General features: G+C 60.2%; 29 protein-coding genes. 13 read left to right on the top strand and 16 right to left on the bottom strand.

Features of this window, described 5'->3' with window-relative positions; all coding sequences use genetic code 11:
- The first annotated feature begins 42 nt into the window (after window positions 1-42).
- Complete coding sequence (locus ABTV87_RS28590) at window positions 43-2,019, top strand: methyl-accepting chemotaxis protein (protein ID WP_433898719.1); 1,977 nt, start codon at window positions 43-45, stop codon at window positions 2,017-2,019.
- Window positions 2,020-2,124: 105 nt separating this feature from the next.
- Here the strand turns inward: ABTV87_RS28590 and ABTV87_RS28585 are convergent, their stop codons facing one another.
- A complete protein-coding gene (locus ABTV87_RS28585) occupies window positions 2,125-3,618 on the bottom strand; it encodes a YifB family Mg chelatase-like AAA ATPase (RefSeq protein ID WP_085612066.1) in 1,494 nt (497 codons plus the stop codon).
- Between the two features lie 488 nt (window positions 3,619-4,106).
- Here ABTV87_RS28585 and ABTV87_RS28580 point away from each other — a divergent pair, with 488 nt between their 5' ends.
- Entirely contained in the window at window positions 4,107-4,361 is a 255-nt protein-coding gene (locus ABTV87_RS28580; RefSeq protein WP_221534484.1) for a HigA family addiction module antitoxin, read from the top strand.
- 761 nt (window positions 4,362-5,122) lie between these two features.
- Here ABTV87_RS28580 and ABTV87_RS28575 read toward each other — a convergent pair.
- Window positions 5,123-5,383: an accessory factor UbiK family protein gene (locus tag ABTV87_RS28575; protein ID WP_011336527.1), complete on the bottom strand. Its 261-nt coding sequence runs from the start codon at window positions 5,381-5,383 to the stop codon at window positions 5,123-5,125.
- Between the two features lie 398 nt (window positions 5,384-5,781).
- Here ABTV87_RS28575 and glnK point away from each other — a divergent pair, with 398 nt between their 5' ends.
- The 4 genes from glnK to sutA all read left to right on the top strand — a co-directional run bounded on the left by glnK (window position 5,782) and on the right by sutA (window position 8,565).
- Window positions 5,782-6,120, top strand: coding sequence for a P-II family nitrogen regulator (glnK, locus tag ABTV87_RS28570; RefSeq protein ID WP_002555808.1), 339 nt, complete (start codon window positions 5,782-5,784; stop codon window positions 6,118-6,120).
- A 37-nt stretch (window positions 6,121-6,157) separates the two neighbouring features.
- Window positions 6,158-7,495 carry an ammonium transporter gene (locus ABTV87_RS28565; RefSeq protein WP_007951904.1) on the top strand — a complete coding sequence of 446 codons (1,338 nt, stop codon included), beginning with the start codon at window positions 6,158-6,160 and terminating at the stop codon, window positions 7,493-7,495.
- A gap of 215 nt (window positions 7,496-7,710) precedes the next feature.
- Complete coding sequence (locus ABTV87_RS28560) at window positions 7,711-8,136, top strand: secondary thiamine-phosphate synthase enzyme YjbQ (protein ID WP_011336526.1); 426 nt, start codon at window positions 7,711-7,713, stop codon at window positions 8,134-8,136.
- A gap of 102 nt (window positions 8,137-8,238) precedes the next feature.
- Complete coding sequence (gene sutA, locus ABTV87_RS28555; protein ID WP_007951900.1) at window positions 8,239-8,565, top strand: transcriptional regulator SutA; 327 nt, start codon at window positions 8,239-8,241, stop codon at window positions 8,563-8,565.
- Window positions 8,566-8,630: 65 nt separating this feature from the next.
- Here the strand turns inward: sutA and ABTV87_RS28550 are convergent, their stop codons facing one another.
- From ABTV87_RS28550 to lptM, 6 genes are read right to left on the bottom strand one after another with little or no spacing between them, the layout of a single operon-like run.
- Window positions 8,631-9,335: an HAD family hydrolase gene (locus tag ABTV87_RS28550; protein ID WP_433898718.1), complete on the bottom strand. Its 705-nt coding sequence runs from the start codon at window positions 9,333-9,335 to the stop codon at window positions 8,631-8,633.
- A complete protein-coding gene (gene xerC, locus ABTV87_RS28545; protein WP_007951897.1) occupies window positions 9,332-10,231 on the bottom strand; it encodes a tyrosine recombinase XerC in 900 nt (299 codons plus the stop codon). The genes ABTV87_RS28550 and xerC overlap by 4 nt, the downstream gene beginning before the upstream one ends.
- A gap of 2 nt (window positions 10,232-10,233) precedes the next feature.
- Complete coding sequence (locus tag ABTV87_RS28540) at window positions 10,234-10,959, bottom strand: DUF484 family protein (RefSeq protein WP_007951894.1); 726 nt, start codon at window positions 10,957-10,959, stop codon at window positions 10,234-10,236.
- Between the two features lie 13 nt (window positions 10,960-10,972).
- On the bottom strand, window positions 10,973-11,803 hold the full coding sequence (gene dapF, locus ABTV87_RS28535; RefSeq protein ID WP_011336523.1) for a diaminopimelate epimerase: 831 nt from the start codon (window positions 11,801-11,803) through the stop codon (window positions 10,973-10,975).
- A gap of 4 nt (window positions 11,804-11,807) precedes the next feature.
- Window positions 11,808-13,055, bottom strand: coding sequence for a diaminopimelate decarboxylase (gene lysA / locus ABTV87_RS28530; RefSeq protein ID WP_433898717.1), 1,248 nt, complete (start codon window positions 13,053-13,055; stop codon window positions 11,808-11,810).
- Between the two features lie 9 nt (window positions 13,056-13,064).
- Entirely contained in the window at window positions 13,065-13,238 is a 174-nt protein-coding gene (gene lptM / locus ABTV87_RS28525) for an LPS translocon maturation chaperone LptM (RefSeq protein ID WP_007951888.1), read from the bottom strand.
- A gap of 239 nt (window positions 13,239-13,477) precedes the next feature.
- Here lptM and cyaY point away from each other — a divergent pair, with 239 nt between their 5' ends.
- The 3 genes from cyaY (at window position 13,478) to rnk (ending at window position 14,578) form a co-directional block, all read left to right on the top strand.
- Entirely contained in the window at window positions 13,478-13,810 is a 333-nt protein-coding gene (gene cyaY / locus ABTV87_RS28520; protein WP_007951887.1) for an iron donor protein CyaY, read from the top strand.
- A gap of 4 nt (window positions 13,811-13,814) precedes the next feature.
- Window positions 13,815-14,039 (top strand): DUF1289 domain-containing protein, encoded by a 225-nt coding sequence (locus tag ABTV87_RS28515; RefSeq protein ID WP_045121669.1) that lies wholly within the window; start codon window positions 13,815-13,817, stop codon window positions 14,037-14,039.
- 128 nt (window positions 14,040-14,167) lie between these two features.
- Window positions 14,168-14,578: a nucleoside diphosphate kinase regulator gene (rnk, locus tag ABTV87_RS28510; RefSeq protein WP_007951886.1), complete on the top strand. Its 411-nt coding sequence runs from the start codon at window positions 14,168-14,170 to the stop codon at window positions 14,576-14,578.
- Between the two features lie 6 nt (window positions 14,579-14,584).
- Here rnk and ABTV87_RS28505 read toward each other — a convergent pair whose 3' ends face one another.
- The 3 genes from ABTV87_RS28505 to ABTV87_RS28495 form a co-directional block, all read right to left on the bottom strand.
- Complete coding sequence (locus ABTV87_RS28505) at window positions 14,585-17,428, bottom strand: class I adenylate cyclase (protein ID WP_433898716.1); 2,844 nt, start codon at window positions 17,426-17,428, stop codon at window positions 14,585-14,587.
- Window positions 17,429-17,623: 195 nt separating this feature from the next.
- Complete coding sequence (locus ABTV87_RS28500) at window positions 17,624-17,869, bottom strand: TIGR02647 family protein (protein WP_007951883.1); 246 nt, start codon at window positions 17,867-17,869, stop codon at window positions 17,624-17,626.
- A 192-nt stretch (window positions 17,870-18,061) separates the two neighbouring features.
- A complete protein-coding gene (locus ABTV87_RS28495; RefSeq protein WP_007951881.1) occupies window positions 18,062-18,346 on the bottom strand; it encodes a hypothetical protein in 285 nt (94 codons plus the stop codon).
- A gap of 123 nt (window positions 18,347-18,469) precedes the next feature.
- On the opposite strand from ABTV87_RS28495, the gene ABTV87_RS28490 reads away from it, so the two are divergent.
- The gene (locus ABTV87_RS28490) at window positions 18,470-19,129 is read left to right on the top strand and encodes a glutathione S-transferase (protein ID WP_433898715.1); all 660 of its coding nucleotides are present in this window, start codon (window positions 18,470-18,472) and stop codon (window positions 19,127-19,129) included.
- Between the two features lie 43 nt (window positions 19,130-19,172).
- Here ABTV87_RS28490 and ABTV87_RS28485 read toward each other — a convergent pair whose 3' ends face one another.
- The 5 genes from ABTV87_RS28485 to argH all read right to left on the bottom strand — a co-directional run bounded on the left by ABTV87_RS28485 (window position 19,173) and on the right by argH (window position 22,314).
- Window positions 19,173-19,409, bottom strand: coding sequence for a hypothetical protein (locus tag ABTV87_RS28485; protein WP_221534492.1), 237 nt, complete (start codon window positions 19,407-19,409; stop codon window positions 19,173-19,175).
- Window positions 19,396-19,803 (bottom strand): hypothetical protein, encoded by a 408-nt coding sequence (locus ABTV87_RS28480; protein ID WP_221534493.1) that lies wholly within the window; start codon window positions 19,801-19,803, stop codon window positions 19,396-19,398. The genes ABTV87_RS28485 and ABTV87_RS28480 overlap by 14 nt, the downstream gene beginning before the upstream one ends.
- Before the next feature lie 10 nt (window positions 19,804-19,813).
- On the bottom strand, window positions 19,814-20,161 hold the full coding sequence (locus ABTV87_RS28475) for a hypothetical protein (protein WP_221534495.1): 348 nt from the start codon (window positions 20,159-20,161) through the stop codon (window positions 19,814-19,816).
- Between the two features lie 104 nt (window positions 20,162-20,265).
- Window positions 20,266-20,574 carry a hypothetical protein gene (locus ABTV87_RS28470; protein WP_258712599.1) on the bottom strand — a complete coding sequence of 103 codons (309 nt, stop codon included), beginning with the start codon at window positions 20,572-20,574 and terminating at the stop codon, window positions 20,266-20,268.
- A 345-nt stretch (window positions 20,575-20,919) separates the two neighbouring features.
- Window positions 20,920-22,314, bottom strand: a complete 1,395-nt coding sequence (gene argH / locus ABTV87_RS28465) for an argininosuccinate lyase (RefSeq protein WP_433898714.1) — start codon at window positions 22,312-22,314, stop codon at window positions 20,920-20,922.
- Between the two features lie 474 nt (window positions 22,315-22,788).
- Between argH and ABTV87_RS28460 the strand changes: the two genes are divergently transcribed.
- The 3 genes from ABTV87_RS28460 (at window position 22,789) to ABTV87_RS28450 (ending at window position 25,379) form a co-directional block, all read left to right on the top strand.
- Window positions 22,789-23,535, top strand: a complete 747-nt coding sequence (locus ABTV87_RS28460; protein WP_085606065.1) for a LytR/AlgR family response regulator transcription factor — start codon at window positions 22,789-22,791, stop codon at window positions 23,533-23,535.
- A 138-nt stretch (window positions 23,536-23,673) separates the two neighbouring features.
- A complete protein-coding gene (gene hemC, locus ABTV87_RS28455) occupies window positions 23,674-24,615 on the top strand; it encodes a hydroxymethylbilane synthase (RefSeq protein ID WP_007951874.1) in 942 nt (313 codons plus the stop codon).
- Complete coding sequence (locus ABTV87_RS28450; protein ID WP_085606063.1) at window positions 24,612-25,379, top strand: uroporphyrinogen-III synthase; 768 nt, start codon at window positions 24,612-24,614, stop codon at window positions 25,377-25,379. The genes hemC and ABTV87_RS28450 overlap by 4 nt, the downstream gene beginning before the upstream one ends.
- Window positions 25,380-25,395 lie beyond the last annotated feature (16 nt).

Below are 25,395 nucleotides of genomic sequence, written 5' to 3'. Positions count from 1 at the left end.
GCTGCGATCAAGGAGGATCGGAAGTTCGGCCAGGAGCTGTCCATGTCTCAACCTCGCGCTCGGATCGCCTCGCAGCTGGGCCTCGCGCTCGCCGTGATACTGGCGATTGTCATCAGCGGCAGTACCGTCTTTGCTTTGCGTTCGCTGGATACCGCCAACCTCGCCACTCGTGAGGAGCACCTCGCCAGTGAAGCGCGTCTGCTCGCCGACCAATTGAGCACCTTTCACGGCACGCTGCGCGAAAGCACCCAGCGTCTGAGCGGGTTGTTCGAGAAGCGCTTCAGCGCCGGCCTGAGCATTCACCCGAGCGAGCCGGTCAATGTCGCGGGCACCCAGACCCCGGGCCTGCACCTGGGCAGCGAAGTGTTGAACAACAACTTCAAGGAAGTCGACGAGTTCAAACAGATGACGGCGGGTGTCGCCACGCTGTTCGTGCGCAGCGGCGAAGACTTCATCCGCGTCAGCACCTCTCTGAGCAAACAGGACGGCACCCGCGCCATCGGCACCGTGCTTGACCACGCTCACCCGGCCTATGCGAAATTGATGGCGGGGCAGGGTTACGTCGGTCGCGCCTTGCTGTTCGATCGTTCCTACATGACTCAGTACACCCCGGTGCGTGACAGCAGCGGCAAGGTGATTGCCGTGTTGTTCGTCGGCTTCGATTACACCGACGCGCAGAACGCCCAGTTCGCCAATCTCAAGCGCTTCCGCATCGGCCAGACCGGCTCGCTGGCGCTGCTGGACGAGAAGAACCAGTGGCTGGTCGCGCCGGCCGGTGTGCAGGCGCTGGATCAAGCGGTTCCTGTGATCAACGGTCTGGCGAAAGCACCGGGTAAAGGACAGTTCTGGAGCGACAAGTCCGAAGACTTCTACAGCATCGCCGTGCCGTTCGAAGGCGGCCCGTGGTCGGTGGTGGCGAGCATGCCGAAAGCCGAGATCCGCGCAGTTACATGGAGCGTCGGCACTCAGCTGGCCATCGGCAGTCTGCTGGCGATGCTGCTGGCGGTCGGTTCCGTGGTCTGGTTGCTGCGCAGCAAGCTGGCGCCGCTGGGTGATCTGGTCCGCCAGGCTGAAGCCCTGGGCGCCGGCGATCTGAGCGTACGTCTGAGCGTGTCGAGCAACGACGAAATTGGCCAGTTGGCTCGCGCGTTCAACCAGATGAGCCAGGCCCTGTCGACCATGGTCGAGCACATCCGCCGCGCCTCGGAAGAGGTCAACCGCCGTGCTCAAGCCCTGTCCGGTCTGTCTGGCGGCGCCTATGAAGGCATGGAGCAACAATCTGGCGAAATCACCAGCATGGCCGGCGCCGTTGAAGAGTTCTCCGCCACGTCGCTGAACATTGCCGACAACATGGGCAACACCCAGCGTCTGGCCCAGGAAAATGCCCAGCAGACCCAGATCGGTCGCACGTCGATGGAAGAAGCGTCTTCCTCGCTGGAGCAGATCGCCGGCGCACTGAAGACCACCGCCACCGTGATCAACACGCTCGGTCAGCGCTCCCAGGAAATCGGCGGCATCGTCAGCGTGATCACCTCGATTGCCGAGCAGACCAACCTGCTGGCACTCAACGCCGCCATCGAAGCGGCCCGTGCCGGTGAACAAGGTCGCGGCTTTGCCGTGGTGGCCGATGAAGTGCGCAATCTGGCGTCCCGCACCCGTCAGGCGACGGACGAAATCTCCGGCATGATCCACAGCATTCAGCAGGAAACCGGTAACGCCATCAGCACCATGGAACAAGGCAACGTGCTGATGCAGGAAGGCCTGTCGCGTAACGCCAATGTCGCTTCGGCGCTGGCGCGGATCGATGAGCAGAGCCGTTCGGCAGGGCAACAGTTTGCGGCGATCACCACCGCGACCCAGGAACAGAGCAGCACCGCGACGCTGTTGAGCAGCAATCTGCAGAGCATCGCGATGGCCAACAGCGAGCAGCGCGAAGTGGTGTCGAACCTGGCAATCACCGCCAAGGAGCTGGAAGGTCTGGCAGCCGACCTGCGCCAAGAGGTCGACCGCTTCCGTTGAGGCGCCTCTGAAATAGCGATCGCGAGCAGGCTCGCTCCCACAGGGTTTTTGTTGGACCTGTGAGAGCGAGCCTGCTTGCGTTTGGGCCCGCCACGACCTCGGCACTTACTGAGTCGCCGGCCGATACTGCAAAGCTTCGGCCAGATGTTCGCGACTGATATCCGCGCGCTTCTCCAGATCCGCCAACGTCCGCGCGACCTTGAGCAGCCGATGCGCCGAGCGCAGCGACAAGGTCAGTCTTTCGCACGCCGTCTCCAGCCAGGTTTCATCGGCTGTGGATAACTTGCAGTGCTTCTTCAGCCCCGGCAAATCGAGAAACGCATTGGCGCAGCCCTGGCGTTTTTGCTGACGCTCGCGGGCCTCTGCGACCAATGTGGCCGCGCTGGCGCTGTCCTCTCCCGGTTTTACCGCAGGGTTCAGCGCTGTCGCCTCCCGCGCCACCGTCAGGTGCAAATCGATCCGGTCCAGCAACGGCCCCGACAGTTTGTTGCGATAGCGCTGCACCATGTCCGGCGTGCATGAGCACTTGCCGCTCGGTTCGCCAAGATATCCACAGGGACAGGGATTCATCGCCGCCACCAACTGGAATCTTGCGGGAAATCGCACCCGTTCCTTGGCACGGGCGATCACGATGCAGCCGGATTCCAGCGGTTCGCGCAGCACCTCGAGCACCTTGCGATCAAACTCGGGCAGCTCATCGAGAAACAGCACACCGTGGTGGGCGAGGGTGATTTCGCCGGGTTGAGGTTTTGAGCTGCCACCGACCAGTGCCGGGCCAGAGGCCGAGTGATGCGGCTGGCGAAATGGGCGCTGCGGCCAATGGGTCAACGGCGCGCCGCTGGCGACGGATTGAATCGCCGCCACTTCCAGCGCTTCACTCTCGGCCAGCGGTGGCAGCAACCCCGGTAATCGACTGGCCAGCAACGTTTTGCCCGTTCCCGGTGGTCCGCTGAACAGCAGGTTGTGCGCACCGGCGGCGGCAATCAGCAGCGCCCGTTTGGCGGCCAGTTGGCCCTGGACTTCATTCAGGTCGGGATAAGGTTTGGCGGCATGGATCAGCCCGTCCGAGACATACGGCTCGACCGGTGTATGCCCATTGAAATGCGCCACGGCCTCCAGCAGATGATCCACCGCGATCACCCTGAGTCCCGAAGCCAGACAAGCCTCCTCGGCATTCGCCCGCGGCACCACCAGCGTCCGCCCGGCCTTGCGCGCTGCCAGTGCCGCCGGCAACACCCCGCGCACCGCCCGCACGGCGCCGGACAATGCCAGTTCGCCAAGGCACTCCACGTCATCCAGCGTCAACGTCGGCACCTGCACACTCGCCGACAGAATCCCCAGCGCAATCGCCAGATCGAACCGCCCGCCATCCTTGGGCAGATCCGCCGGCGCCAGATTCAACGTGATCCGCCGCGCCGGAAACTGCAGCCCGGAATTGATGATCGCACTGCGCACGCGGTCCTTGCTCTCCTTCACCGCCGCTTCGGGCAGGCCGACCATGGTCAGCGAGGGCAAGCCGTTGGCCAGGTGGACTTCAACGGTGACGGCGGGAGCATCCACGCCTATCTGGGCGCGGCTGTGGACGATGGCGAGGGACATGGTCGTTCCTTGAGTTGAATCGAGGGGCCGCTTCCTGCGGGTTGTTGAAGGGTAGTTGAGCGAGGTTCTAGCGTTTGAGTAGAGGTTTACAAGACGTATCAGAAAGCGGTTGTGCGGGCCTATGCGTTCATCTTCTGCCCGCTAACAGACCACTTGGCTCAAGCTCAGGTCCGCACGTAACGGCAACTTCAATAAACCTCCGTTGAATGGCTGACAAATTTCCAGCCAGTCGGAGTGCTTCGAGGTGTAGTTCAACAACCTGAAGTAGCTTTTTCTTTCTCTTTTTATCCTTCACAGAGACCTCCTTCCTGATGGGTGTCGCTAATGTAATGGCAGGCGTAAGGACAACATAAATAGGCGCAGACGCTGATTTTTGTAGGGGCGTGCCCTAATAGTTGTAGGACGCCAGCGAAAGCGACTCGACGGTCTTGTATCGCAAAGTCGGATGCTCCAGTTTGGCCGCTCAATGCAGCCTCTGGAGGCGAAAAATGGACCGCAATGGTATGCGCCCGACTCATCCGGGCGAGGTGCTGAATAAGGAATTCATGGAGCCGTTGGGCATGACGGTCATGGACTTGGGCATGCCCACAAACTGGCCTGAAACCGAGATCGAGAAGCTTGTGAAATGCCAACTCAGGATCTGCGCCGATCTGGCAATCAGGCTGGCCATCCACCTCAACACCACACCTGAGTTCTGGATGAATCTTCAGTCGACTTACGATTTGCGAAAAGCTGAAGTTTAGAGAGGAGCTTCGGTCCGTGATCAACTGGAGCGGCTGGCGCATTGCGCTTGATCTGAATCCAAGGTCGTACGGCGGGGAGCTGAACAGTTGCTGTGACTACTCCTCAGAAAACCGATTGTTGCAGATATATCGAGGCGAAAAAAAACCGCCTTGAGGAGACGGTTTTTTAGTTGCAGGCTTCGGTGAGGCCAAGGCCTGCGCATCCTTAGTGGACACACTCACGTTTGCTGAGGTTATGCAGGTTTGCTCCTGGATGCAAGCGTCAGGATCACTTGGCTCCCAGCAAGGCAGGGCTGAGAGATGACGTGTCTGATATGCCGGGAATACACGCTTAACGCCTTGATACAACTTGTTTAAATGAATTTTGTAGGGGCTGCAATACCATCCGTTGCGACGATGCCCACTCATGGAGTGTTCACAGAGTGTGGCCGGGAGCATAAAGATTTCATGTCCCCCAACACGGTGTGAGAACCGTGCCGGTGCTTTTTTGGGGGATCCACACCCGGCCGCCTTGGTGGGCACACTCACGTGTAGTCCCGAAAGTGTTCGTACGCCGGAAAGAGCATCGGAGGTTTGGCCCCACGCAAGGAGGGCCAAAATATGTCTAAGTTTCTTAAACATATGTGGCGCCTCGTCAGGATCGCGCTATGGGCATTTCGCCTGTACGAGATTCTGCGAGACCGTTGGAATAATTCGCTGTAGGAATTGATCCGACGGAAACCGTTCCTGCCTCGGCAGGAGCGGTTTTAGCTTCTCAATATTCACTCAGCCGGCGGCGTCAGCTTCGCTTCCAGCTCCGCCACCTTCGCCTCAAGGCTCTCGAGCCGGGCGCGAGTGCGCGCCAGCACCACCATCTGACTGTCAAACTCTTCGCGGCTCACCAGGTCCAGTTTGCTGAAGGCGCTTTGCAGCAGCATCTTGAACTGGCTTTCGATTTCGGCTTTTGGCAAGGGCGTGTCGCCGCTGAACAGGCGGGAGGCGGTGCCGCTCAGGGCGTCGAGGAAGTCTTTGGGCGCGAGCATGGGATATGTCCTGGAAACAATGGCCGGCAGTGTATCACGCAGTGTCTATAGTCATTGGCGCAGGCACGGATGCACGCTTTTCGCGCAACTGGATGCACGGCCGCGCACCGTTGTTGTGCGTATCCGGAGTGCCATTTGGGTGATGGCATCTGCGGCAGCGGCCAAGGGATTGAAATCAGTGGTTTTTGGCGAGATGGCAAGCTTTCTGCTTAGTCACCTTCGACCCATGCACTGATGCAGTCGCTGTGACGAATGCAGTGCGGCAGACGGAGCGGGGAGTTTCGTCTGGAGCGGTTAGCTGGCGTCGACAACGAAGCGTTACAAAGCCAGGCACTGCGCTTAGACTTGAGTCGGGTTTGTTTTCCTGGGGCAAGTCCACCAATTCGGGAGAGAGTTTCATGAAGCTAGTCACTGCCATCATCAAGCCGTTCAAGTTGGACGACGTGCGCGAGTCGCTGTCCGAAATCGGCGTGCAGGGCATTACCGTTACTGAAGTCAAAGGCTTCGGTCGGCAGAAGGGTCACACCGAGCTGTATCGCGGCGCGGAGTATGTGGTCGATTTTCTGCCCAAGGTGAAAATCGACGTTGCCATCGACGACAAGGATCTGGATCGGGTTATCGAGGCGATAACCAAGGCTGCCAACACCGGCAAGATCGGTGACGGCAAGATCTTCGTGGTCAATCTGGAACAGGCGATCCGCATCCGTACCGGCGAAACCGATACCGACGCGATCTAAACGCCGCCACAAACCCAACGCCCCAGGAGAAAACAATATGACTCTGCGTAAATTCGCAGGGCTAGGAGCCCTGTTGTCTATCGTAATGCCCGGCCTGGCCATGGCGGCAGACGAAGTGGCAGCTCCAGTCCTGAACTCCGGCGACACCGCCTGGATGCTCACCTCCACAGCCCTTGTGCTGTTCATGACCATTCCCGGCCTCGCGCTGTTCTACGGCGGCATGGTTCGGTCGAAAAACATTCTTTCCGTGATGATGCAGTGCTTCGCCATTACCGGTCTGATCAGCGTCCTGTGGGTCATTTATGGCTACAGCATTGCGTTCGACACCACCGGCATGGAGCAGGGCGTCGTCAACTTCAACTCGTTCGTGGGCGGTTTCGGCAAGGCGTTCCTGGCCGGCGTCACCCCAGCGAGCCTGACCGGCCCGGCGGCGCTGTTCCCCGAGGCGGTCTTCATTACCTTCCAGATGACCTTCGCGATCATCACCCCGGCGCTGATCGTCGGTGCGTTCGCCGAGCGGATGAAGTTCTCCGCGATGCTGATCTTCATGGGCATCTGGTTCACCCTGGTCTATGCACCGATCGCGCACATGGTCTGGTCCGGCAACGGCGGCCTGATGTGGGACTGGGGCGTGCTCGACTTCGCCGGCGGCACCGTTGTGCACATCAACGCCGGTGTGGCCGGTCTGATTGCCTGCCTGGTGCTGGGTAAACGCAAAGGCTTCCCGACCACCCCGATGGCGCCACACAATCTGGGTTACACCCTGATGGGCGCGGCGATGCTGTGGGTTGGCTGGTTCGGCTTCAACGCCGGTTCCGCTGCGGCCGCCAATGGCACCGCCGGCATGGCGATGCTGGTCACTCAGATCGCGACCGCCGCTGCTGCACTGGGCTGGATGTTCGCCGAGTGGATCACCCACGGCAAACCAAGCGCACTGGGTATCGCATCCGGCGTCGTTGCAGGTCTGGTTGCGATCACTCCGGCCGCTGGCACCGTGGGCCCGATGGGCGCTCTGGTGATCGGTCTGGCTGCGGGCGTGGTCTGCTTCTTCTGCGCCACCACGCTGAAACGCAAACTCGGTTATGACGACTCCCTTGACGCCTTCGGCGTGCACGGTATCGGCGGTATCCTCGGCGCGATCCTGACCGGTGTGTTCGCTGCACCGTCGCTGGGTGGCTTCGGCACCGTCACCGACATCGCCGCACAAGTCTGGATTCAGTGCAAAGGCGTCGGCTTCACCGTGATCTACACCGCGATCGTCACCTTCATCATCCTCAAGGTGCTGGATGCCGTGATGGGTCTGCGCGTGACCGAGGAAGAAGAATCGGTCGGCCTGGATCTGGCACAACACAACGAGCGCGGCTACAACCTGTAAGCACGCGCCGCAAAAAACTTGCCCGGCTCGCCGGGCATTTTTTTGTCTGGAATTTGTCTTCCCTGATACAGCTGAAAGGATTTTTCGTACTGCTTTGGTCGTGTTTACGACGAGTGTTTTTCTGCGGCCAAAGGCTTACATCATTGAAGGAATATTAGGGCCTTTGTTTTTTTCCAGAGCGCGCTAGAATGCGCCCCGAACGTGCGGAGAACTGTATGTGGCAACAGACTCTGATAACCCTGCGGGCACGGCCCCGGGGCTTTCATCTGGTGACGGACGAGTTGCTCGCCGGCCTGCCCGAACTCAAGGCATGCCGGGTCGGTCTGTTGCATTTGTGGCTGCAGCATACCTCGGCGTCGTTGACCATCAACGAGAACGCCGATCCGGCGGTACGTCGCGACTTCGAACGATTTTTCAATCGTCTGATCCCACAAGGAGCAGACGGCTATGAGCATAACGACGAAGGCCTGGACGACCTCCCGGCGCACTTCAAGGCCAGCGTGCTGGGCTGTCAGATCAGTTTGCCGGTAACGGCGGGCCGACTGGCACTGGGCACCTGGCAAGGCGTTTACCTGGGCGAGCACCGTGATCATGGCGGTGCCCGTAAAGTCCTCGCCACCTTGCACGGTGAAGGGGCATAAACCGTTGGTCACCAATGGTTACCGATTTTTTTCCGGCGACTTTCGACAGTCGCCAAAGCTGGTCTATAACTAATCTGCTTTTCGCAAGTCATGAGGTAGAACATGAGCGACGATGATCTGGAAAACGACGACCTCGAAGTAGGCGACGAAGACGAGGCCGAAGACGGTCTGGAAGCAGCAGCGGAAGACGTTGCTGAAGACGATGGCGGTGACGATACGCCGGCCCCGGCTGCCAAAGGCAAGGCCAAGGCTGCGGTGTCGGTCGACGAGTTGCCGAGCATCGAAGCCAAGAACAAGGAGCGCGATGCCCTGGCCAAGGCCATGGAAGAGTTCCTTGCGCGCGGCGGCAAGGTGCAGGAAGTGGAGGCCAACGTGGTCGCCGATCCGCCCAAGAAGCCGGACAACAAGTACGGCAGCCGCCCTATCTGAGGCGTGTCGCTTGCTTGCTGAAAAAGCCCGCCGTCGCTGCGGGCTTTTTCATGGGCGAAAGAAAATCAGCCGCGGCTGTTCCAGCGGGCGAGCACGGCAGGCAGTTCGTTCAGGCTGCGAATCTCGGCATCCGGCAGGCGCTCCGCTTCCCAGACCTTGCCGGCCGGGTTGAACCAGATCGCACGCAATCCGGCCTGCTGCGCCCCGGCGATGTCATCCCCCGGGTGGTCGCCGATATGCACAGCGGCTTCGGCGCTCACGCCACCGCGCTGCAATGCTTCATGGAACAGTCGCGCATCCGGCTTGGCGATGCCGATGTCTTCGGCGCACAACGCAAACTTGAAGTAGTCCGCCAGCCCGAGACGACGGACATCGGCGTTGCCGTTGGTGACCACTCCGAGGGCGTAGTGTTTGGCGAGGGTTTCCAGGATCGGCTCGACCTCCGGGAACACCTCGATCTGATGCCGCGCATGCAGAAACACTTCAAAACTCTTGTCTGCCAGATCCGACGCTTCGCTGTGGGCGTATCCGGCTTCCTCCAGCGCATGGAACAGCACTCGCCGGCGCAACGCGCTGATGCGGTGCTTGAGTCCCGGCTCGTTGGCCAGTACCCGCTCGCGGATCGACCACAGATGCTCCACCGGCACCGCGCCCAGATTCGGCGCATGTTCGCTCAGCCATTCGCGCAAAACCGCTTCGGCGCTGACGATCACCGGGGCGGTGTCCCACAGGGTGTCGTCGAGGTCGAAGGTGATCAACTGGATGCTCATGAATCGTCGCCTTTCATGCGTTTGGCCCGTGGATGGGCGCTGTCGTAGACCGCCGCCAGGTGCTGGAAGTCCAGGTGGGTGTAGATCTGGGTGGTCTTGATGTCCGAGTGGCCGAGCAATTCCTGCACCGCGCGCAGGTCCTGGGAGGACTCGAGCAAATGGCTGGCGAAGGAGTGCCGCAGCATGTGCGGGTGCAGGTTCTGCCCCAGTTCGCGCTCGCCGGCGAGTTTGACCCGCACCTGAATCGCTCGCGGGCCAAGACGTCGGCCCTGCTGGCTGACGAATACGGCGTCGTCCGCCGGATTGGTCAGCGCCCGCAGCGGCAGCCATTGCTCCAGTGCTTCCCGGGCCTTTTTGCCGACCGGCAACAGGCGTGTCTTGCTGCCCTTGCCGAGTACCTGAACCATGCCGTCGGCCAGATCGAGCTGATCGAGATTGAGCCCGGTCAGCTCCGACAGGCGCAGGCCGGAGGAGTAGAACAACTCCAGAATCGCCTGATCGCGCCGCGCGAGAAAATCGTCCTCGACCGCACCTTCAAGCAGTTGCAGGGCGCGGTCGGTGTCGAGGGTTTTCGGCAGCCGGCGTTCGCCTTTGGGCGGTGCCAGGCCGGTGGCCGGATCGTGATCGCAGAGGCCTTCGCGATTCAGATAATGATAGAGCCCACGCACGGCCGAGAGCAGGCGCGCCAGGCTGCGCGAGGACTGGCCCTGGGCATGCAGACGGGCAATCAGGCTGCGCAGACGCTGGATGTCCAGCGCCTGCCAGCTGCCGATGTTTTGCTTGTTGCACCAGCCGAGGACTTTGTCGAGATCGCGTCGGTAGGCCGACAGCGTGTGCGGCGACACCTGCCGCTCACTGCGCAGGTGTTCGCAGTAAGCGTCCAGTTGCCGTTCCATGCTCAGCGTACCGAGCGCAGGGAGCTGTTGACCCGTGGCAGCACGCGACCCATGACTTCGGCGATGTAGCTGAGGAACAGTGTGCCGACCGAGCTTTTGTAGTGCTGCGGATCACGGCTGGCGATGGCCAGAATTCCGTGGATGCCCTGATGGCTGACGGCGACCACGGCGGTGGAGCCGATCTGCTTGCGTTGTTCTTCGCCGAACAGGAAGTCCAGTTCATGCTCGCGCAGGCTGCCGCTGACGCTTTTGCCTTCGGTGAGCAATCCGCCGATGGCGGTTTGCGCGTCGGCGTGGGTCACCCAGCGGCCGACCGGGGCCGGATTGTCACCGAGCAGAATCAGGCTGACGAAGGGCACCTGAAAATCCTGGCGCAGGCTGTCCTCGACGCTGATCACCACGTCTTCCAGAGTGGCAGCGTCCATCAGCGCGAGGATCAGGCGACGGGTCTTGTCGAACAGGCGATCGTTGTCCCGGGCGACGTCCATCAAGTGCGAGAGACGGTGACGCATCTCGATGTTGCGGTCGCGCAGGATGGCCATCTGGCGCTCGACCAGCGAGACGGTATCGCCGCGCTGATGGGGGATGCGCAGGGACGGCAGCAGTTCTTCATGCTCGACGAAGAAGTCCGGATGAGCCTCCAGGTACGCGGCAACCGCTGCCGCCTCCAGGCTCTCGGACGCTGATTCACCGGACTGTCGGGCGGGTACCTGAGGCTTATCGGTCATGGCTTCTGCTCACTCAAAGACGCACTTGTCCTTCGTATACGCGCACTGCCGGGCCGGTCATCAAGACCGGTTGGCCGGGCCCTGCCCACTCAATGGACAGGCGCCCGCCCGGCAGGTCGATCAGCAGGGGCGAATCCATCCACCCCTGACTGATCGCCGCTACAGCAGCAGCGCAGGCACCGGTGCCGCAGGCCTGGGTTTCCCCGGCGCCGCGTTCCCAGACGCGCAGTTGTGCGCGATGGCGGTCGATGACCTGGAGAAAACCGACGTTGACCCGCGCCGGAAAGCGCGGATGGTGTTCGATTTTCGGCCCCAGTTCATGCACCGGTGCGGTGTTGATATCGCTGACCCGCAGCACCGCATGGGGGTTGCCCATGGACACCGCCGCCAGATCGACCGGCGTACCGTCGACATCGACCTGATAACTCAGGGCCTGCTCCGGCGCCTGGAACGGAATGTCCGCCGGCACCAGGCGCGGGGCGCCCATGTTCACGCCGATCTGGCCGTCGTTACGCACGTCGAGTTCGATGATGCCGCCCTTGGTCTCGACGCGGATCTGCCGTTTGGCGGTCAGGCGCTTGTCGAGCACGAAGCGGGCGAAGCAGCGCGCACCGTTGCCGCACTGCTCCACTTCGGAACCGTCGGAGTTGAAGATCCGGTAACGGAAGTCCACATCCGGATTGCTCGGCGCTTCGACGATCAGCAACTGATCGAAACCGATGCCGGTGTGCCGGTCGCCCCACATTTTTGCGTGCTTGGGCTGAATATGCGCGTGCTGGCTGACCAGGTCGAGAACCATGAAGTCGTTGCCCAGGCCGTGCATCTTGGTAAAACGCAGCAGCATGGGGTTACTCCGGCAGCAGGCTTTCGCCGGCAAACAGCTCGGCCACGGTCTCGCGGCGACGCACTTCAAATGCCTGATCACCATCCACCAGCACTTCGGCGGCACGGCCGCGAGTGTTGTAGTTGGAGCTCATCACGAAACCGTAGGCACCGGCCGAATGCACGGCCAGCAGATCGCCTTCTTCCAGCGCCAGCTCGCGTTCCTTGGCGAGGAAGTCGCCGGTTTCGCAGATCGGGCCGACGACGTCGTAGGTACGCGCAGCGGTCTCGCGTGGCTTGACCGGAGTCACGTCCATCCAGGCCTGGTACAGCGCCGGGCGGATCAGGTCGTTCATCGCCGCGTCGACGATGGCGAAGTCTTTGTGCTCGGTGTGCTTGAGGTACTCGACCTGAGTCAGCAGCACGCCGGCGTTGGCGACGATGAAGCGGCCCGGCTCGAACACCAGCGCCAGATCACGACCGTCGAGACGCTCGCGCACAGCCTTGATGTACTCGGCAGCCAATGGCGGCTCTTCATCGCGATAACGCACACCCAGGCCGCCACCGAGATCGATGTGGCGCAGGTGGATGCCGCAATCGCCGAGACGATCGACCAGATCCAGCAGACGGTCGAGGGCATCGAGGAACGGCGGCAGAGTGGTCAGTTGCGAACCGATGTGGCAGTCGACGCCGACCACTTCCAGGTTCGGCAGGTGCGCGGCACGCACGTACACGTCTTCGGCGTCGGCGATGGCGATGCCGAACTTGTTCTCTTTGAGACCGGTGGAAATGTACGGGTGGGTGCCGGCATCGACGTCCGGGTTCACACGCAGCGAGATCGGCGCGCGAACGCCCAGCTCGGCGGCGACCACTTGCAGGCGTTCGAGCTCGTCGGTGGATTCGACGTTGAAGCAATGCACGCCGACTTCCAGCGCACGGCGCATGTCGTCACGGGTCTTGCCGACGCCGGAGAACACGATCTTGTCCGGGCTGCCGCCAGCGGCCAGTACGCGTTCCAGCTCGCCACGGGAGACGATGTCGAAACCGGCGCCGATACGGGCCAGGACATTCAGGACGCCGAGGTTGGAGTTGGCCTTGACCGCGAAGCAGACCAGGTGCGGCATGCCGGCCAGCGCATCGGCGTAGGCCAGGTACTGGGCCTCGATGTGCGCGCGGGAGTAGACGTAGGTGGGAGTGCCGAAGCGATCGGCGATGGCGGACAGCGCCACACCTTCCGCGAACAGTTCCCCGCCACGGTAGTTAAAAGCGTCCATGGCGATCCCTTAGTAAACGTCGTGCTTGTGTGCCTTGGAGACAGGCTGCTTTTGCGAAGACTGGGCTTGCTCGGCCGGGTCCTGATCTTCATCGGGCAGGTACAGCGGGCCTTTTTGACCACAAGCCGAAACAAGGCAGGCAACCGCGACGAGCGCAGCAAGGGAAGAGATCAGGCGCTTCATGGCGAAATCCTTGAAAATGCGTTAATTGCGCCGGAGTATACCGGCCACCCGGCAGCTTGCCTATGCGACGGAACTCCCGTCCGGCGGGGCTCGGGCTGCGGCGCGGAAACTTTTCCCGCGTGGCGGGTGGATATTTCGTCGCCTGGCAGGGCGCTTGGTCGTTATCCTTTGCAATCGGCTGGCAGCGTCCGTATCTTGCGGCGCTTGAGCCTGATCAGACATTTTTTGAGGTTGCCGCAATGAGTTTGTCCGAAGCCCGTTTCCACGATCTGGTCGATGAAACCCAGGAAAAACTGGAAGACATCTTCGACGACAGCGACCTGGACATCGACATGGAGAACTCGGCCGGTGTGCTGACCGTCAAGTTCGAGAACGGCACCCAGCTGATCTTCAGTCGTCAGGAACCGTTGCGTCAGCTGTGGCTGGCCGCGGTGTCCGGCGGTTTCCACTTCGACTACGACGAAGAAAGCGAACGCTGGATGTGCGACAAGAGCGAAGAACAGCTGGGCGAAATGCTCGAGCGCATCGTCAAGCAACAGGCCGGCACCGAATTCGATTTCGAAGGCCTGTGATTTCGTGACTGATACTGCACCCGTCCGTCCGCCGAAGCCGCTCTACAGCAACGTCAGCCCGGCCGTGCCTTCGCCGTGCACCGGCGTGTGCCGGCTGGATGAACAGAAGGTCTGCCTCGGTTGCATGCGCCATGTCGAAGACATCCGCGAGTGGCGTTCGGCCGATGACGAGCGCCGCCGGGTGATTTGTGCGCAGGCCGCTCAGCGCCGGCAGCTCGCCGGAGCGTAGCTTGTATATTTTTTGAGCTGTGATAGTGTCCGGAAACGCCTCAACCCATCGAGGCCTGGTGAAAACCCCGTCTTTTTTGGCGGGGTTTTGCTTTTTTTGTGTGCAGAAGAAAGGAGTCTGCCCGGATCATGACCGCACCTTCCATCACCCTTACCCGTCTGGACGTGCAACGTCTGGAGCGCCTGATCGACAGCCTGGATGACACGCTGCCGGGCGTGATCGCGCTGCAAACCGAACTGGACCGCGCCGATACCCTGGTCGGTCACGATGAAGTGCCTGCCGATGTCGTGACGATGAATTCCCGTGTGCACTGCCGCGAAGAAAGCAGTGGCAAGGACTACCACCTGACCCTGGTCTATCCGAAGCACGCCAACGCCGACGAAGGCAAAGTCTCGATCCTCGCTCCGGTCGGCAGTGCGTTGCTGGGCCTGAAGGTTGGTCAGCACATCGACTGGCCGGCTCCGGGTGGCAAGACCCTGAAACTGACTTTGCTCGAAGTCGAATCGCAGCCGGCCAACGGCGGTGATTTCCCGGAGTAACCCGCCTCAGACCTGCTCGAGCGCCTCGTTCAGAGAGCGTTCCAGGTCGGCCTTGTAACGCAGATACAGATTGCTCGAACTCTGCCCGTCACCGATCACACCCGACAGGTCCAGGTCGGTGATGTAGCAGCGGTAGCGCTCGCTTTCCCGGCGCTGCCCGACAATCTCCCGGGCGACCACGCTGAACAGCTGGTCGCCATGTTCCAGCTCGCTGAATTCCCGTTGATTGCAATACAGCGTGACTTGCACCTCGCCGGGTGCGGCTTTGCCGACGATCGCCTGCACGTCGTAGAACGGTTTGTTGACCGGCGTCTGCGGCGCCGGGCGCATTTCGACCCGTCGCGCGCGTCCCGGCCCTGACGGCAATAACTGGTAATACAAGATTTCAAGGCTGGCGGCATGGCCCGCATCCATCGGCAGCAGCGCTTCGCGGCGGAACTGGATCGATTGCAGGAACCGCTGCAGCGGCACCAACAGGCTTTGCTCGTCGTGATAGGGCAAGTGCTGTTGCCACAACGCATTGAACTCGTCGAGCACGTACAGCTCGGCGGTTTGTTCGGTGATCCGGTAGAACACCTGAATGCATTCGGGCTGGCCCATCGGCAGGATCAGTGCCAGGTCGTGGTCTTCCAGTGCCATCGGGTCCAGGTGCAGCGGGCTGTAGCGCGGCTGTTCCTCACCCAGGTAATCGAGCAGCGCCGGCAGGGTGGCGAGGGCGACATGGCTGACCTGGCCCGGCACCAGTTCCAGCACGTGGTAATGCTGCTGCACCTGGATCAGGTAGCGGTGATTGAGATCGCTGAGCAGCAGGGTCTGCGCGGTATCGACAATTTCCTCCACCCGGCGGGCGATGAACTGCGCGCGGTTGTGACAGAAACAGCGCACTCGCAGCGATGGTTGTTGCGGTCCGCGCGGCAGGTTGTTGAGGTAGTCGCGCAGACAATCCATCAGGGCATGCGGACCGTCGAAGCGGTTGACCAGTACCTCGTTCCAGCTATTGAGCGTGACCTGATCCAGGGTCAGCACCAGGTTTTCGCGTACGCCGGCGTAGCTCAGAGAGTCCGTGCGTTCGGTGGTCATCAGAATGTTCAGGTCGCGGTGATGCTTGAGCGGGTCGACCCCGACATTCACCAGCATCAGCACTTCGCTCGGCACGGCGGCGCGCAGCAGCGGTTCTTCGGCAACGGTCGACAAGGGCAGGGCGATGCTTTGTTGCAGGCTGCCGAGCAGGTTGAACAGCTCAAACTCGCTCATATCGCTGGTGCCGGGGTGCAGGGCCAGTCGGGTGCTGCTGTCGATCACACCGTTGCGATGGCACCAGGTCAGCAGTTCCAGCAACTCGCGGCTGCGCTTGATCGGCGCGAAGTGTTCCCACTCCAGCGCCGTCAGGCTGCCGTTGTACAGGCCCCACTGGGTTTGGCCCGGTTCCTTTTTGTTCGGCGATTGCACCAGGGTCAGGGTGTCTTCGGCCAAGTCCGGGGCAATGCCGGGATTGATGAACTCGACCTTGTCGGCCTTGCGTTCGAACGCGGCATACAGCCGCCGGCCGAGAACGTTGAGGTCGCGCTTGTTGATCAGGCTGACAGTCTGTTCAGTGCGGGCGAACTGGGTCAGGAAGCGGTAGCTGTAATTCAGTTCGTTGACCAGTGCCCGGCGTTCGGCGCTGACCTGGCGGACTTTCCACTGGCTGCGGCTGTCGAGCAGCGCCAGTTGCCGCTGATCCCAATGCCATTCGCTGGCCAGCCTTTCCAGCAGTGAACGCTGCCAGCTCTGGGTGCGAGTGTTGCCGGTGAGCTTGCGGTTGACCTTGAGGTACAGCGCCCGTCGCACCAGCTCCAAGCGCTCCGGTTCGTTGCGCGCAGTGAGGTATTCCTCGATCCGGCGGTAAACCACCATGTACGGATCCAGCTCGTCGAGATCCAGCCGGTTGGCGAATACGGCCTGCTTGAAGCGCAGACTCAAGCACTGCACCTGCGGATGTTCGCTGGCGTAGACCTCGGTCAGCAGCAGCTTGAGCACCGATTTGTAAGGTGACTCGATACCCTTGAACAGTTGCCACAGCCCGGCGCCGACGAACTCGCCCGGCGGAATGTGCGCCATCGGCCCCAGGTCGAGGGTTTCATCGTTGCGGATGAAACGCTTGGAAATCAGGGTGTGGGTGTACGCGTCATAGGCGCGCTCTTCATAGACCGGCACCAGCCACCAGATCGGCGTGCGCCCGGCGAGCCAGATCGCGGTGCGGTAGAACTCGTCCAGCAGCAGATAGTGCTGGGTAGTGCCGCAATCTTCGGAGCTGAGCTGGGTGTCGCGTTCGCCTTTGGCGAAGCGCACCGGGTCGATCAGGAAGAAGTGCGCCTCGGCCCCCTGGCTGGCCGCCCAGGCTTCGAGCAACTGGCATTTCTTGCGCAGCTCGGCCAGCTCACTATCGCTCAGGTCGGGGGCGTGACAGACCCACACATCCATGTCGCTCTGGTCCGCCTGGGCGAGTGTGCCGAGGCTGCCCATCAGGAACAGACCGTGAATCGGCCGTGGCGGGTTGCTGCCGTGACGCGGTTTGTAGGAGAACGAGCGGGTCAGGCGCTGGGCTTCGGCGAGCGCCTCGGCGTCCGGTTCGTAATTCGACAGCCCGGCCGGCGTGCTGCCCGAGACATAGCCTGGCAACAGCGGATGATTGACGTGAAAAAACAGCGGCAGCAGCGTCAGCACACTTTGCTGGCGCGTCGACAGGCCTTCCAGCGCCCGGTTCAGGCGGCCTTCATTGAGTTTGAGAAAACGTGCACGTAGCTGGCTGAGTACCTTGCGGTCGATGCCTTCGTCCAGGTCGGGGCGGATTTCATGGGTGCGGGTCATGTCGGCTCAAACCGGCGCGCAGGGCTCGGAGGCAAAGGGTCTCGGGTGTCCGGGAGTTTAGCGCCTGAACGACAGGAGTTTTAAGCTGAATTTGTTTTTTGACGTCAGATTTCTATCGCGCGGCGATGGGTGACGTTCATGGCTGGCCCGCGGAAATCCCGTGGCAGGGGGTTTCCGTGGGCAAAGTCGGGAGGATCAGGCGGTTTGCTGCTCTTTGAGAATCGTCAGTACGGTTTGAACGTTCTGTGCGGCATCGCGACCGAGGCTGGTCAGGTAACCGCCATCAGGCTGGTCTGTCAGTTCTTTTTCGAACAGGCGTTGTGCGGCGGCAATGTGCTTCGGGGCAGCGGTCTGATGAATTTTCAGACCTTCCTGGGAACTGTCCAGGTTGAAGAGTGCGAGGACTTCCAGTTCGGCAACCAACTCAGGGGTAAGCGACATAAGGACTCCAGACTTTCTAGGAATTGGACGACAGCGCCCCTAAGGTGAACCTGCCGGCGCGGCCTGTCCAGTGCGCGTGTCAGGGTTTTTGTCCCGGGGTGGATTCCAGTGTAGTCAGGGGGCGGCAGAAGGCCGCGCAGATGGGTGACAAATTGTGTGGGAGCAGGCGTGCTCCCACAGGGCGGGGCCGTTTTACTGCTTTTCCGGTGGCAGTTCCGGCAGTGCGCGCAGCGCGGTTTCGTACCACTCGGTATCGAACGCGCGGTCTTCGTCGAGCATCGCGTCGATTTCACAGGCCAGCACGTGGGCCATCAGATTCAGGATGTCGTCACGCTCGTAACCGACCAGCGTCAGCTTGTTGAAGGTTGCCTTGGCCGCTGGCGGGTTGTCGCTTTCGATCTGGTTCTCGATCGCTTCGATCAGCGTCGATTCGGTGAACTCTTCTTCATCATTGTCGATGTCAGTCGGCTCGCTCATGGCAGGCTCCTCAAGGAAAGGCGCCAGTTTACCCGCATTCAGCGGCGTGATGCTGCTGGCGGGATTTCCCGGAGCGATCTATAAACAGGCACTGCCCACCCCGCACGGCCTGGAGGCTATGTGATGTTCAAGCTCTATGGATTCTCCGTCAGCAACTACTACAACATGGTCAAACTGGCGCTGCTCGAAAAAGGCCTGCCGTTCGAAGAGGTCACGTTCTACCCGACGCCTACGCCTGAGTCCCTGGCCATCAGCCCGCGCGGCAAGGTGCCGGTGCTGGGAGCTGAAGGCGGGTACATCAACGAAACGATGGTGATGCTCGAATACCTCGAAAGCAGTCAGAAGGGTGTCCCGCTGTTGCCGACCGAGCCGTTTGCCCGCGCTCAGGTGCTGGCGGTGGCCAAGGAAATCGAGCTGTATATCGAGCTGCCGGCCCGTGCCTGTTACGGCGAAGCATTTTTCGGCACGGCGCTGCCGGAGGCGATCAAGGAGAAAACCAAGGCTGAATTGCTGCTGGGCTTTGCGGCGCTGGGACGTCACGGCAAATTCGCCCCGTATGTGGCGGGCGACAGCCTGAGCATCGCGGATTTGTACTTCCTCTACAGCGTGCCGCTGGCGGCTGCGGTGGGGCACAAACTGTTCGGTCTGGATTTGCTGGCGGAGATGTCGAAGGCCAAGGCGCTGCTGGAGCGACTTGAGCAGAATCCGCACGTGCAGAAGATTGCGGCGGACAAGGATGCGGCAATGCCGGCGTTTTTGGAGATGATCGCCCGGAAAAAATAAGTTAACCGCCTATCGCTACTGAAAGTGGTAGGCGGCCAACCATTTATTTTTTGTTCGCTTTGTCTTGTGTGGGAGCGTTTTTGAGATTTTCTCGTTTTGTTGCAATTTCAATTGAATGGTTTTCAATTTTTTTAAGGTTTTTCCGGTATTGGTTTATGACTTCGGGATTGCCTTCACGAAGTTGGGTTCCTGCAATCCGGGAATAAGTTTTATTGGTTGCCGATGCGCCACGCAAGTAGTGCTCCAGAGCTTCTAACAAACCTTCATCAATTTCGTCCATTTTGTCTAACCTCATTGAGTTTGTTTATGATGATTCCAGCGCTTTCTGCAGGGTTCAAATGAACGTTTAGAGGATATATCTTCCAGGCTTTGCATGGTTCCTCTGTGGCTGTTATGTCTAAGTTGAAACCGATTTTTTCATCGATGAACAACAGGGTTGTCTTTTTGTTCAGGGTGCTCTGAAGTTCCTTTGTGGAGATTCGGTACTTTATATGTCTTGATTTAAGAACGCCTTTCAAAGTTTTCATAAAGATCATTTTCTGATCAAGGATGACAAGGTTTTCGGCAAAATCTCTATCAAGTATTGATAGTGCTATCTCAATATCATTGCCCGGCTCTATGTTTTTCCTTTTTAGCGACTCTCTTCGTTTCGTAAAATCTATAATGTTACTCATGGGTGACCTGCTATGCTCTTTTTTGCATGTCAGATATAAAGGCGTCAACCGGTAGTGTCGTATCTTGAGATCTGGATTTGTGTTGTTTTTCAATTTGCCTTAATTGGTCGCGTAATATTTTTTTTATTTCTGACTCGGCAAATCTGTTTAGTAAGTCTCTGATCATCGGTTGATAGCCAACATCATAATAGGAGGCAATGGATTTAAGATTTTTTAAAAGATCTTTCTGTAGTCGTATAGAAATTGCTTGTAATCCAAGAGATTCATCAATCTCCAAGTTTAAATTTACAGCTCCAACGTGCTCTTCGGAAGCGCCAAGTTCGCGATTATCCCAAAGTTCTACGTTATCTTTTTTCATTTCTGCCACCATATTATATCTTCTGATATAAGGGTCTCCGCGCTCATCGCGAAGGGGTTAAGGTAATAGGTCTGAACTCGGCTATTACCTTTAAAATTTCCTGTTTATTTTTTTCCGTGTTTTTCGTAAATATTTATTTCTTTTTCATTGGGGTCAAAAGCGCTTTTTATTTCCACCGTATGCTGATTTCCTGCATGCGGAGGGACAAAACAAACCTTCAATGCCCGCCCCTTGTTGGTTTCAGCGATAAACCAAAGGGTAGCAGGATCAGTCTTGTGCATTTCCCGGGTGTCATACAAAAAAATATGCTCTGGAAGCCTATTCTTGAAACACTCGGAAACTTCCGAGATGGCCACACTGTGTTTTTCTTTCAGCTTTTGGATCACTTTTTCAGAACACTTTATCTCTGCCACGTTCCACCAGCCGCTGATCAGAAAATTGTATATACAGTATGGTCGCCTTTTATGAGGCGGTCAATTGAATGTAAGTTATTGAAAATAAAGGAATATTTTATTTTCTACTGATCGTTGTGGATTTTTGTATATACAAATTTCTACCGATTGGCGCAAAAGACCCTCTGCAGTGGTTTGGAGGCTCATCGTCTTCGCTGAAGCAGAGCGATAGGTACTGACGTAGAAGATCCGGTTCAAGGTTTGATCTGAAAATGTGTGCGTTCAAATAAAAAACCCTGCCGAAGCAGGGTTTGGGGAAGCAATTCTTCCTTTGGGCCGGAACTGCGTTGAGTCGCGGGCTTATTACTAGCGGCTGGCGATCAACGCCTGACCGCGAACCACGGCAGCCTTGACCTGCGCCGGCGCAGTGCCGCCGATGTGGTCACGGGCATTTACCGAGCCTTCCAGGGTCAGCACGGCAAACACGTCCTGCTCGATCTGGTCGCTGAACTGACGCAGCTCTTCCAGGCTCATTTCCGCCAGATCCTTGCCGCTGTCCACGCCGTACTTCACCGCGTGACCGACGATCTCGTGGCAATCACGGAACGGCAGGCCACGGCGTACCAGGTAGTCGGCGAGGTCAGTGGCGGTGGAGAAACCGCGCAGCGCCGCTTCGCGCATGATCGCGTGCTTTGGCTTGATCGCCGGGATCATGTCGGCAAAGGCGCGCAACGAGTCGCGCAGGGTGTCGGCGGCGTCGAACAGCGGTTCCTTGTCTTCCTGGTTGTCCTTGTTGTAGGCCAGTGGCTGGCCTTTCATCAGGGTCAGCAGGCCCATCAGGGCGCCGAACACACGGCCTGTCTTGCCGCGTACCAGCTCCGGCACGTCCGGGTTTTTCTTTTGCGGCATGATCGAGCTGCCGGTGCAGAAACGGTCCGGCAGATCGATGAACTGGAACTGCGCGCTGGTCCACAGCACCAGCTCTTCGGAGAAACGCGACAGGTGCATCATCGCGATGCTGGCGGCCGAGCAGAATTCGATGGCGAAGTCGCGGTCGGACACGTTGTCCAGCGAGTTGCCGCCGACGGCGTCGAAGCCCAGCAGTTGCGCGGTGTATTCGCGGTCGATCGGGTAAGTGGTGCCGGCCAGTGCGGCGCTGCCCAGCGGCATGCGGTTGGTGCGCTTGCGGCAGTCGACCAGGCGCTCGTAGTCGCGGCTGAGCATTTCGAACCAGGCCAGCATGTGGTGCCCGAAGGTCACCGGCTGAGCGGTTTGCAGGTGGGTGAAGCCCGGCATGATGCTGGCGGCTTCACGCTCGGCCTGCTCCAGCAGGCCTTTTTGCAGGCGGGTGATCTCGCTCAGGATCAGGTCAATCTCGTCACGCAGCCACAGGCGGATGTCGGTGGCGACCTGGTCGTTGCGGCTGCGGCCGGTGTGCAGCTTCTTGCCGGTGACGCCGATGCGGTCGGTCAGGCGTGCTTCGATGTTCATGTGCACGTCTTCGAGGTCGACGCGCCAGTCGAACTGACCGGCCTCGATTTCGCCCTGGATGGTCTTCAGGCCATCGATGATGCTGTCGCGCTCGGCATCCGTCAGCACGCCGACCTTGGCCAGCATGGTGGCGTGGGCGATCGAGCCCATGATGTCGTGGCGATACAGGCGCTGGTCGAAAGTGACGGAGGCGGTGAAGCGGGCGACGAAGGCGTCGACGGGTTCACTGAAGCGGCCGCCCCAGGACTGATTGGTCTTGTCAGTGCTCATGAATTCGCTCGTATCGGCTTGAAGAAAGAAGGCGTGAAACGCTGGCGCGGATAATAACAGGGTTGCCAATCCTGTCGCTGACACTGGTCGATACGTTTTTTTCTCATGGCCTGATCCATAGTCGCCGGTGTCGCCGGGGGATTTGCGCAAGGATATTTTTCGATTGAGCAATATCGGCCCGACGAGCGTCTACAGTAGGACATAGGGGTCGACGTGGCGGCGGATCGCGCAAAGGTCCGGCCACCGACTATAAGAAGAGAGAGGGGTGGGTGTATTGGCCATTGGCATATCCTGCGTAAAACGCAGTCGGCGACGGGCGTCAGGCGGTACGTTGCAGGTGTCGGCAAATATTGCCGGCCGACGTACGGCACTTTTTGGCGCTCGCGCTAGTCTTAGCGTGGATCGCGGTGACGGACGTCACTCCACTTGTCTACGCTATCCTTGTGCGAGACTCACGCAGGAATCCAGCGCAATATGAATGTCCTGATCGTTGATGACGAACCACTGGCCCGCGAGCGACTCAGCCGAATGGTGAGCGAGCTCGAGGGCTACACAGTCCTGGAGCCCAGCGCCACCAATGGCGAAGAGGCGTTGGCGCTGATCGACAGCCACAAGCCGGATATCGTACTGCTCGATATCCGCATGCCGGGCCTCGATGGCCTGCAGGTGGCTGCCCGTCTGTGCGAACGCGAAACCCCGCCAGTCGTGGTGTTTTGCGCAGGTCCCGATGAATTTGCCGTGGAAGCCCTGCAGGCCAGCGCCGTGGGCTATGTGGTGAAACCCGTGCGAACCGAACATCTGCATGACGCCCTGAAACGGGCTGAACGTCCCAACCGGGCCCAGCTCTCGGCCCTGACCCGTCCTGCCGCCGAAAGCGGTAACGGCCCGCGCAGCCACATCAGCGCCCGGACCCGCAAAGGCATCGAACTGATCCCGCTGGATCAGGTGGTGTATTTCATTGCCGACCACAAATACGTGACCTTGCGCCACGAGGGTGGCGAAGTCCTTCTGGATGAGCCGCTCAAGGCGCTGGAAGACGAATTCGGCGAGCGCTTCGTGCGGATCCACCGCAACGCGCTGGTCGCCCGCGACCGCATCGAGCGTCTGCAACGTACACCGCTGGGCCACTTCCAGTTGTTCCTCAAAGGCCTCAACGGTGACGCGCTGATCGTCAGCCGCCGGCATGTGGCGGGCGTGCGCAAAATGATGCAGGGGCTTTAGTCCGCAGGCTCCGGGCGGTTCTTCGTTCTTTTCACCAGGCATAGCAGGCCAGGGAGGCCACGCCGTTTCTGATTCAGGTCAAAGTGGATTTGGCTGAGCTGTTATTATCCGCCGTATCTATTCAGTACGGATTGATCCATGTCCTCTCGCGAAATCCGCATCGCCACCCGCAAAAGTGCTCTGGCCCTCTGGCAGGCCGAATACGTCAAAGCCCGTCTGGAAGCAGCCCACCCGGGCCTGCTGGTGACGCTGGTGCCCATGGTCAGTCGCGGCGACAAGCTGCTTGATTCGCCCCTGTCGAAAATCGGCGGCAAGGGCCTGTTCGTCAAGGAACTGGAAACCGCGCTGCTGGAAAACGAAGCCGACATCGCCGTGCATTCGATGAAAGACGTGCCGATGGATTTCCCCGAAGGCCTCGGTCTGTTCTGCATCTGCGAGCGCGAAGATCCGCGTGACGCGTTTGTCTCCAATACTTATTCCAGCCTGGATGCGTTGCCAGCCGGCAGCATCGTCGGCACCTCCAGCCTGCGTCGCCAGGCGCAGTTGCTGACGCGCCGTCCGGATCTCGAGATCCGTTTCCTGCGCGGTAACGTCAACACCCGTCTGGCCAAGCTCGACGCCGGCGAGTACGACGCGATCATCCTCGCGGCAGCCGGCCTGATCCGCCTCGGCTTCGAAGACCGCATCACCTCGGCCATCAGCGTCGACGACAGCCTGCCGGCCGGTGGCCAGGGCGCCGTCGGTATCGAATGCCGCAGTGCCGACACCGAAATCCATGCCTTGCTCGCGCCCCTGCATCACGCCGACACCGCTGACCGTGTCACCGCCGAGCGTGCCCTGAACAAACATCTGAATGGCGGCTGCCAGGTGCCGATCGCCTGCTACGCCGTGCTCGAAGGCGATCAGTTGTGGCTGCGCGGTCTGGTGGGCGAACCGAGTGGCGGCAAGCTGCTCAGCGCGCAAGCCCGTGCGCCGCGTGCGGCAGCCGAGACGCTGGGCGTGCAGGTGGCCGAAGACCTGCTCAGCCAGGGCGCCGACGATATTCTCAAGGCAGTCTACGGCGAGGCAGGTCACGAGTGACCGCCTGGCGCCTGCTGCTGACGCGCCCGGCGGAGGACTGTTCGGCGCTCGCCGCCGTGCTGGCCGAACAAGGGTTTTTCAGCAGCTGTCTGCCGCTTTTGGAAATCGCGCCCCTGCCGGTCTCTGACACAATGCGCCGCACGATCACGCAACTGCCGCGTTACAGCGCGGTGATCGTGGTCAGCAAACCGGCGGCGCGGATCGCGGTGGATCTGCTCGACTCTTTGGGTCTGGCGACTCCGACGATGCCGTGGTTCAGCGTGGGTGCAGCGACCGCCACTATCCTTCGGGATCGGGGGCTGGATGTGAGCTTCCCGGACGCGGGCGACGATAGCGAAGCCTTGCTGCAATTGCCGCGTCTGCTGGCGGCGGTGGCCGTGCCCGGCTCGCAGGTGTTGATCCTGCGCGGGGAGGGCGGACGCGAGCTGCTGGCCGAGCGCCTGCGCGCGCTTGGTGCTAGTGTCGAATACTTGGAGTTGTACCGTCGCGACCTGCCGGACTATCCGCCGCAGGAGCTGCCACGCAGGATTGCAGCGGAACGCCTGAACGGGCTGGTGGTCAGCAGTGGACAGGGTTTCGAGCACCTGCGCCAACTGGCCGGCGACAGCTGGCCTGCACTTGCGCAGTTGCCGTTGTTTGTTCCAAGCCCAAGGGTTGCCGAGCAGGCCAGTGCCGCCGGGGCCCGAACAGTTGTGGATTGTCGCGGCGCCAGTGCCGCGGCCTTGCTGACGGCGTTACGGGAGCATCCCGTGCCCGTTCTCTAATGCAAAGGATGGATAC

Origin of the sequence: Pseudomonas sp. PSE1(2024) (assembly GCF_050990555.1) — a bacterium.
GTDB lineage: Bacteria > Pseudomonadota > Gammaproteobacteria > Pseudomonadales > Pseudomonadaceae > Aquipseudomonas > Aquipseudomonas aphyarum.
This window is presented reverse-complemented; position numbering and strand designations above follow the sequence as displayed.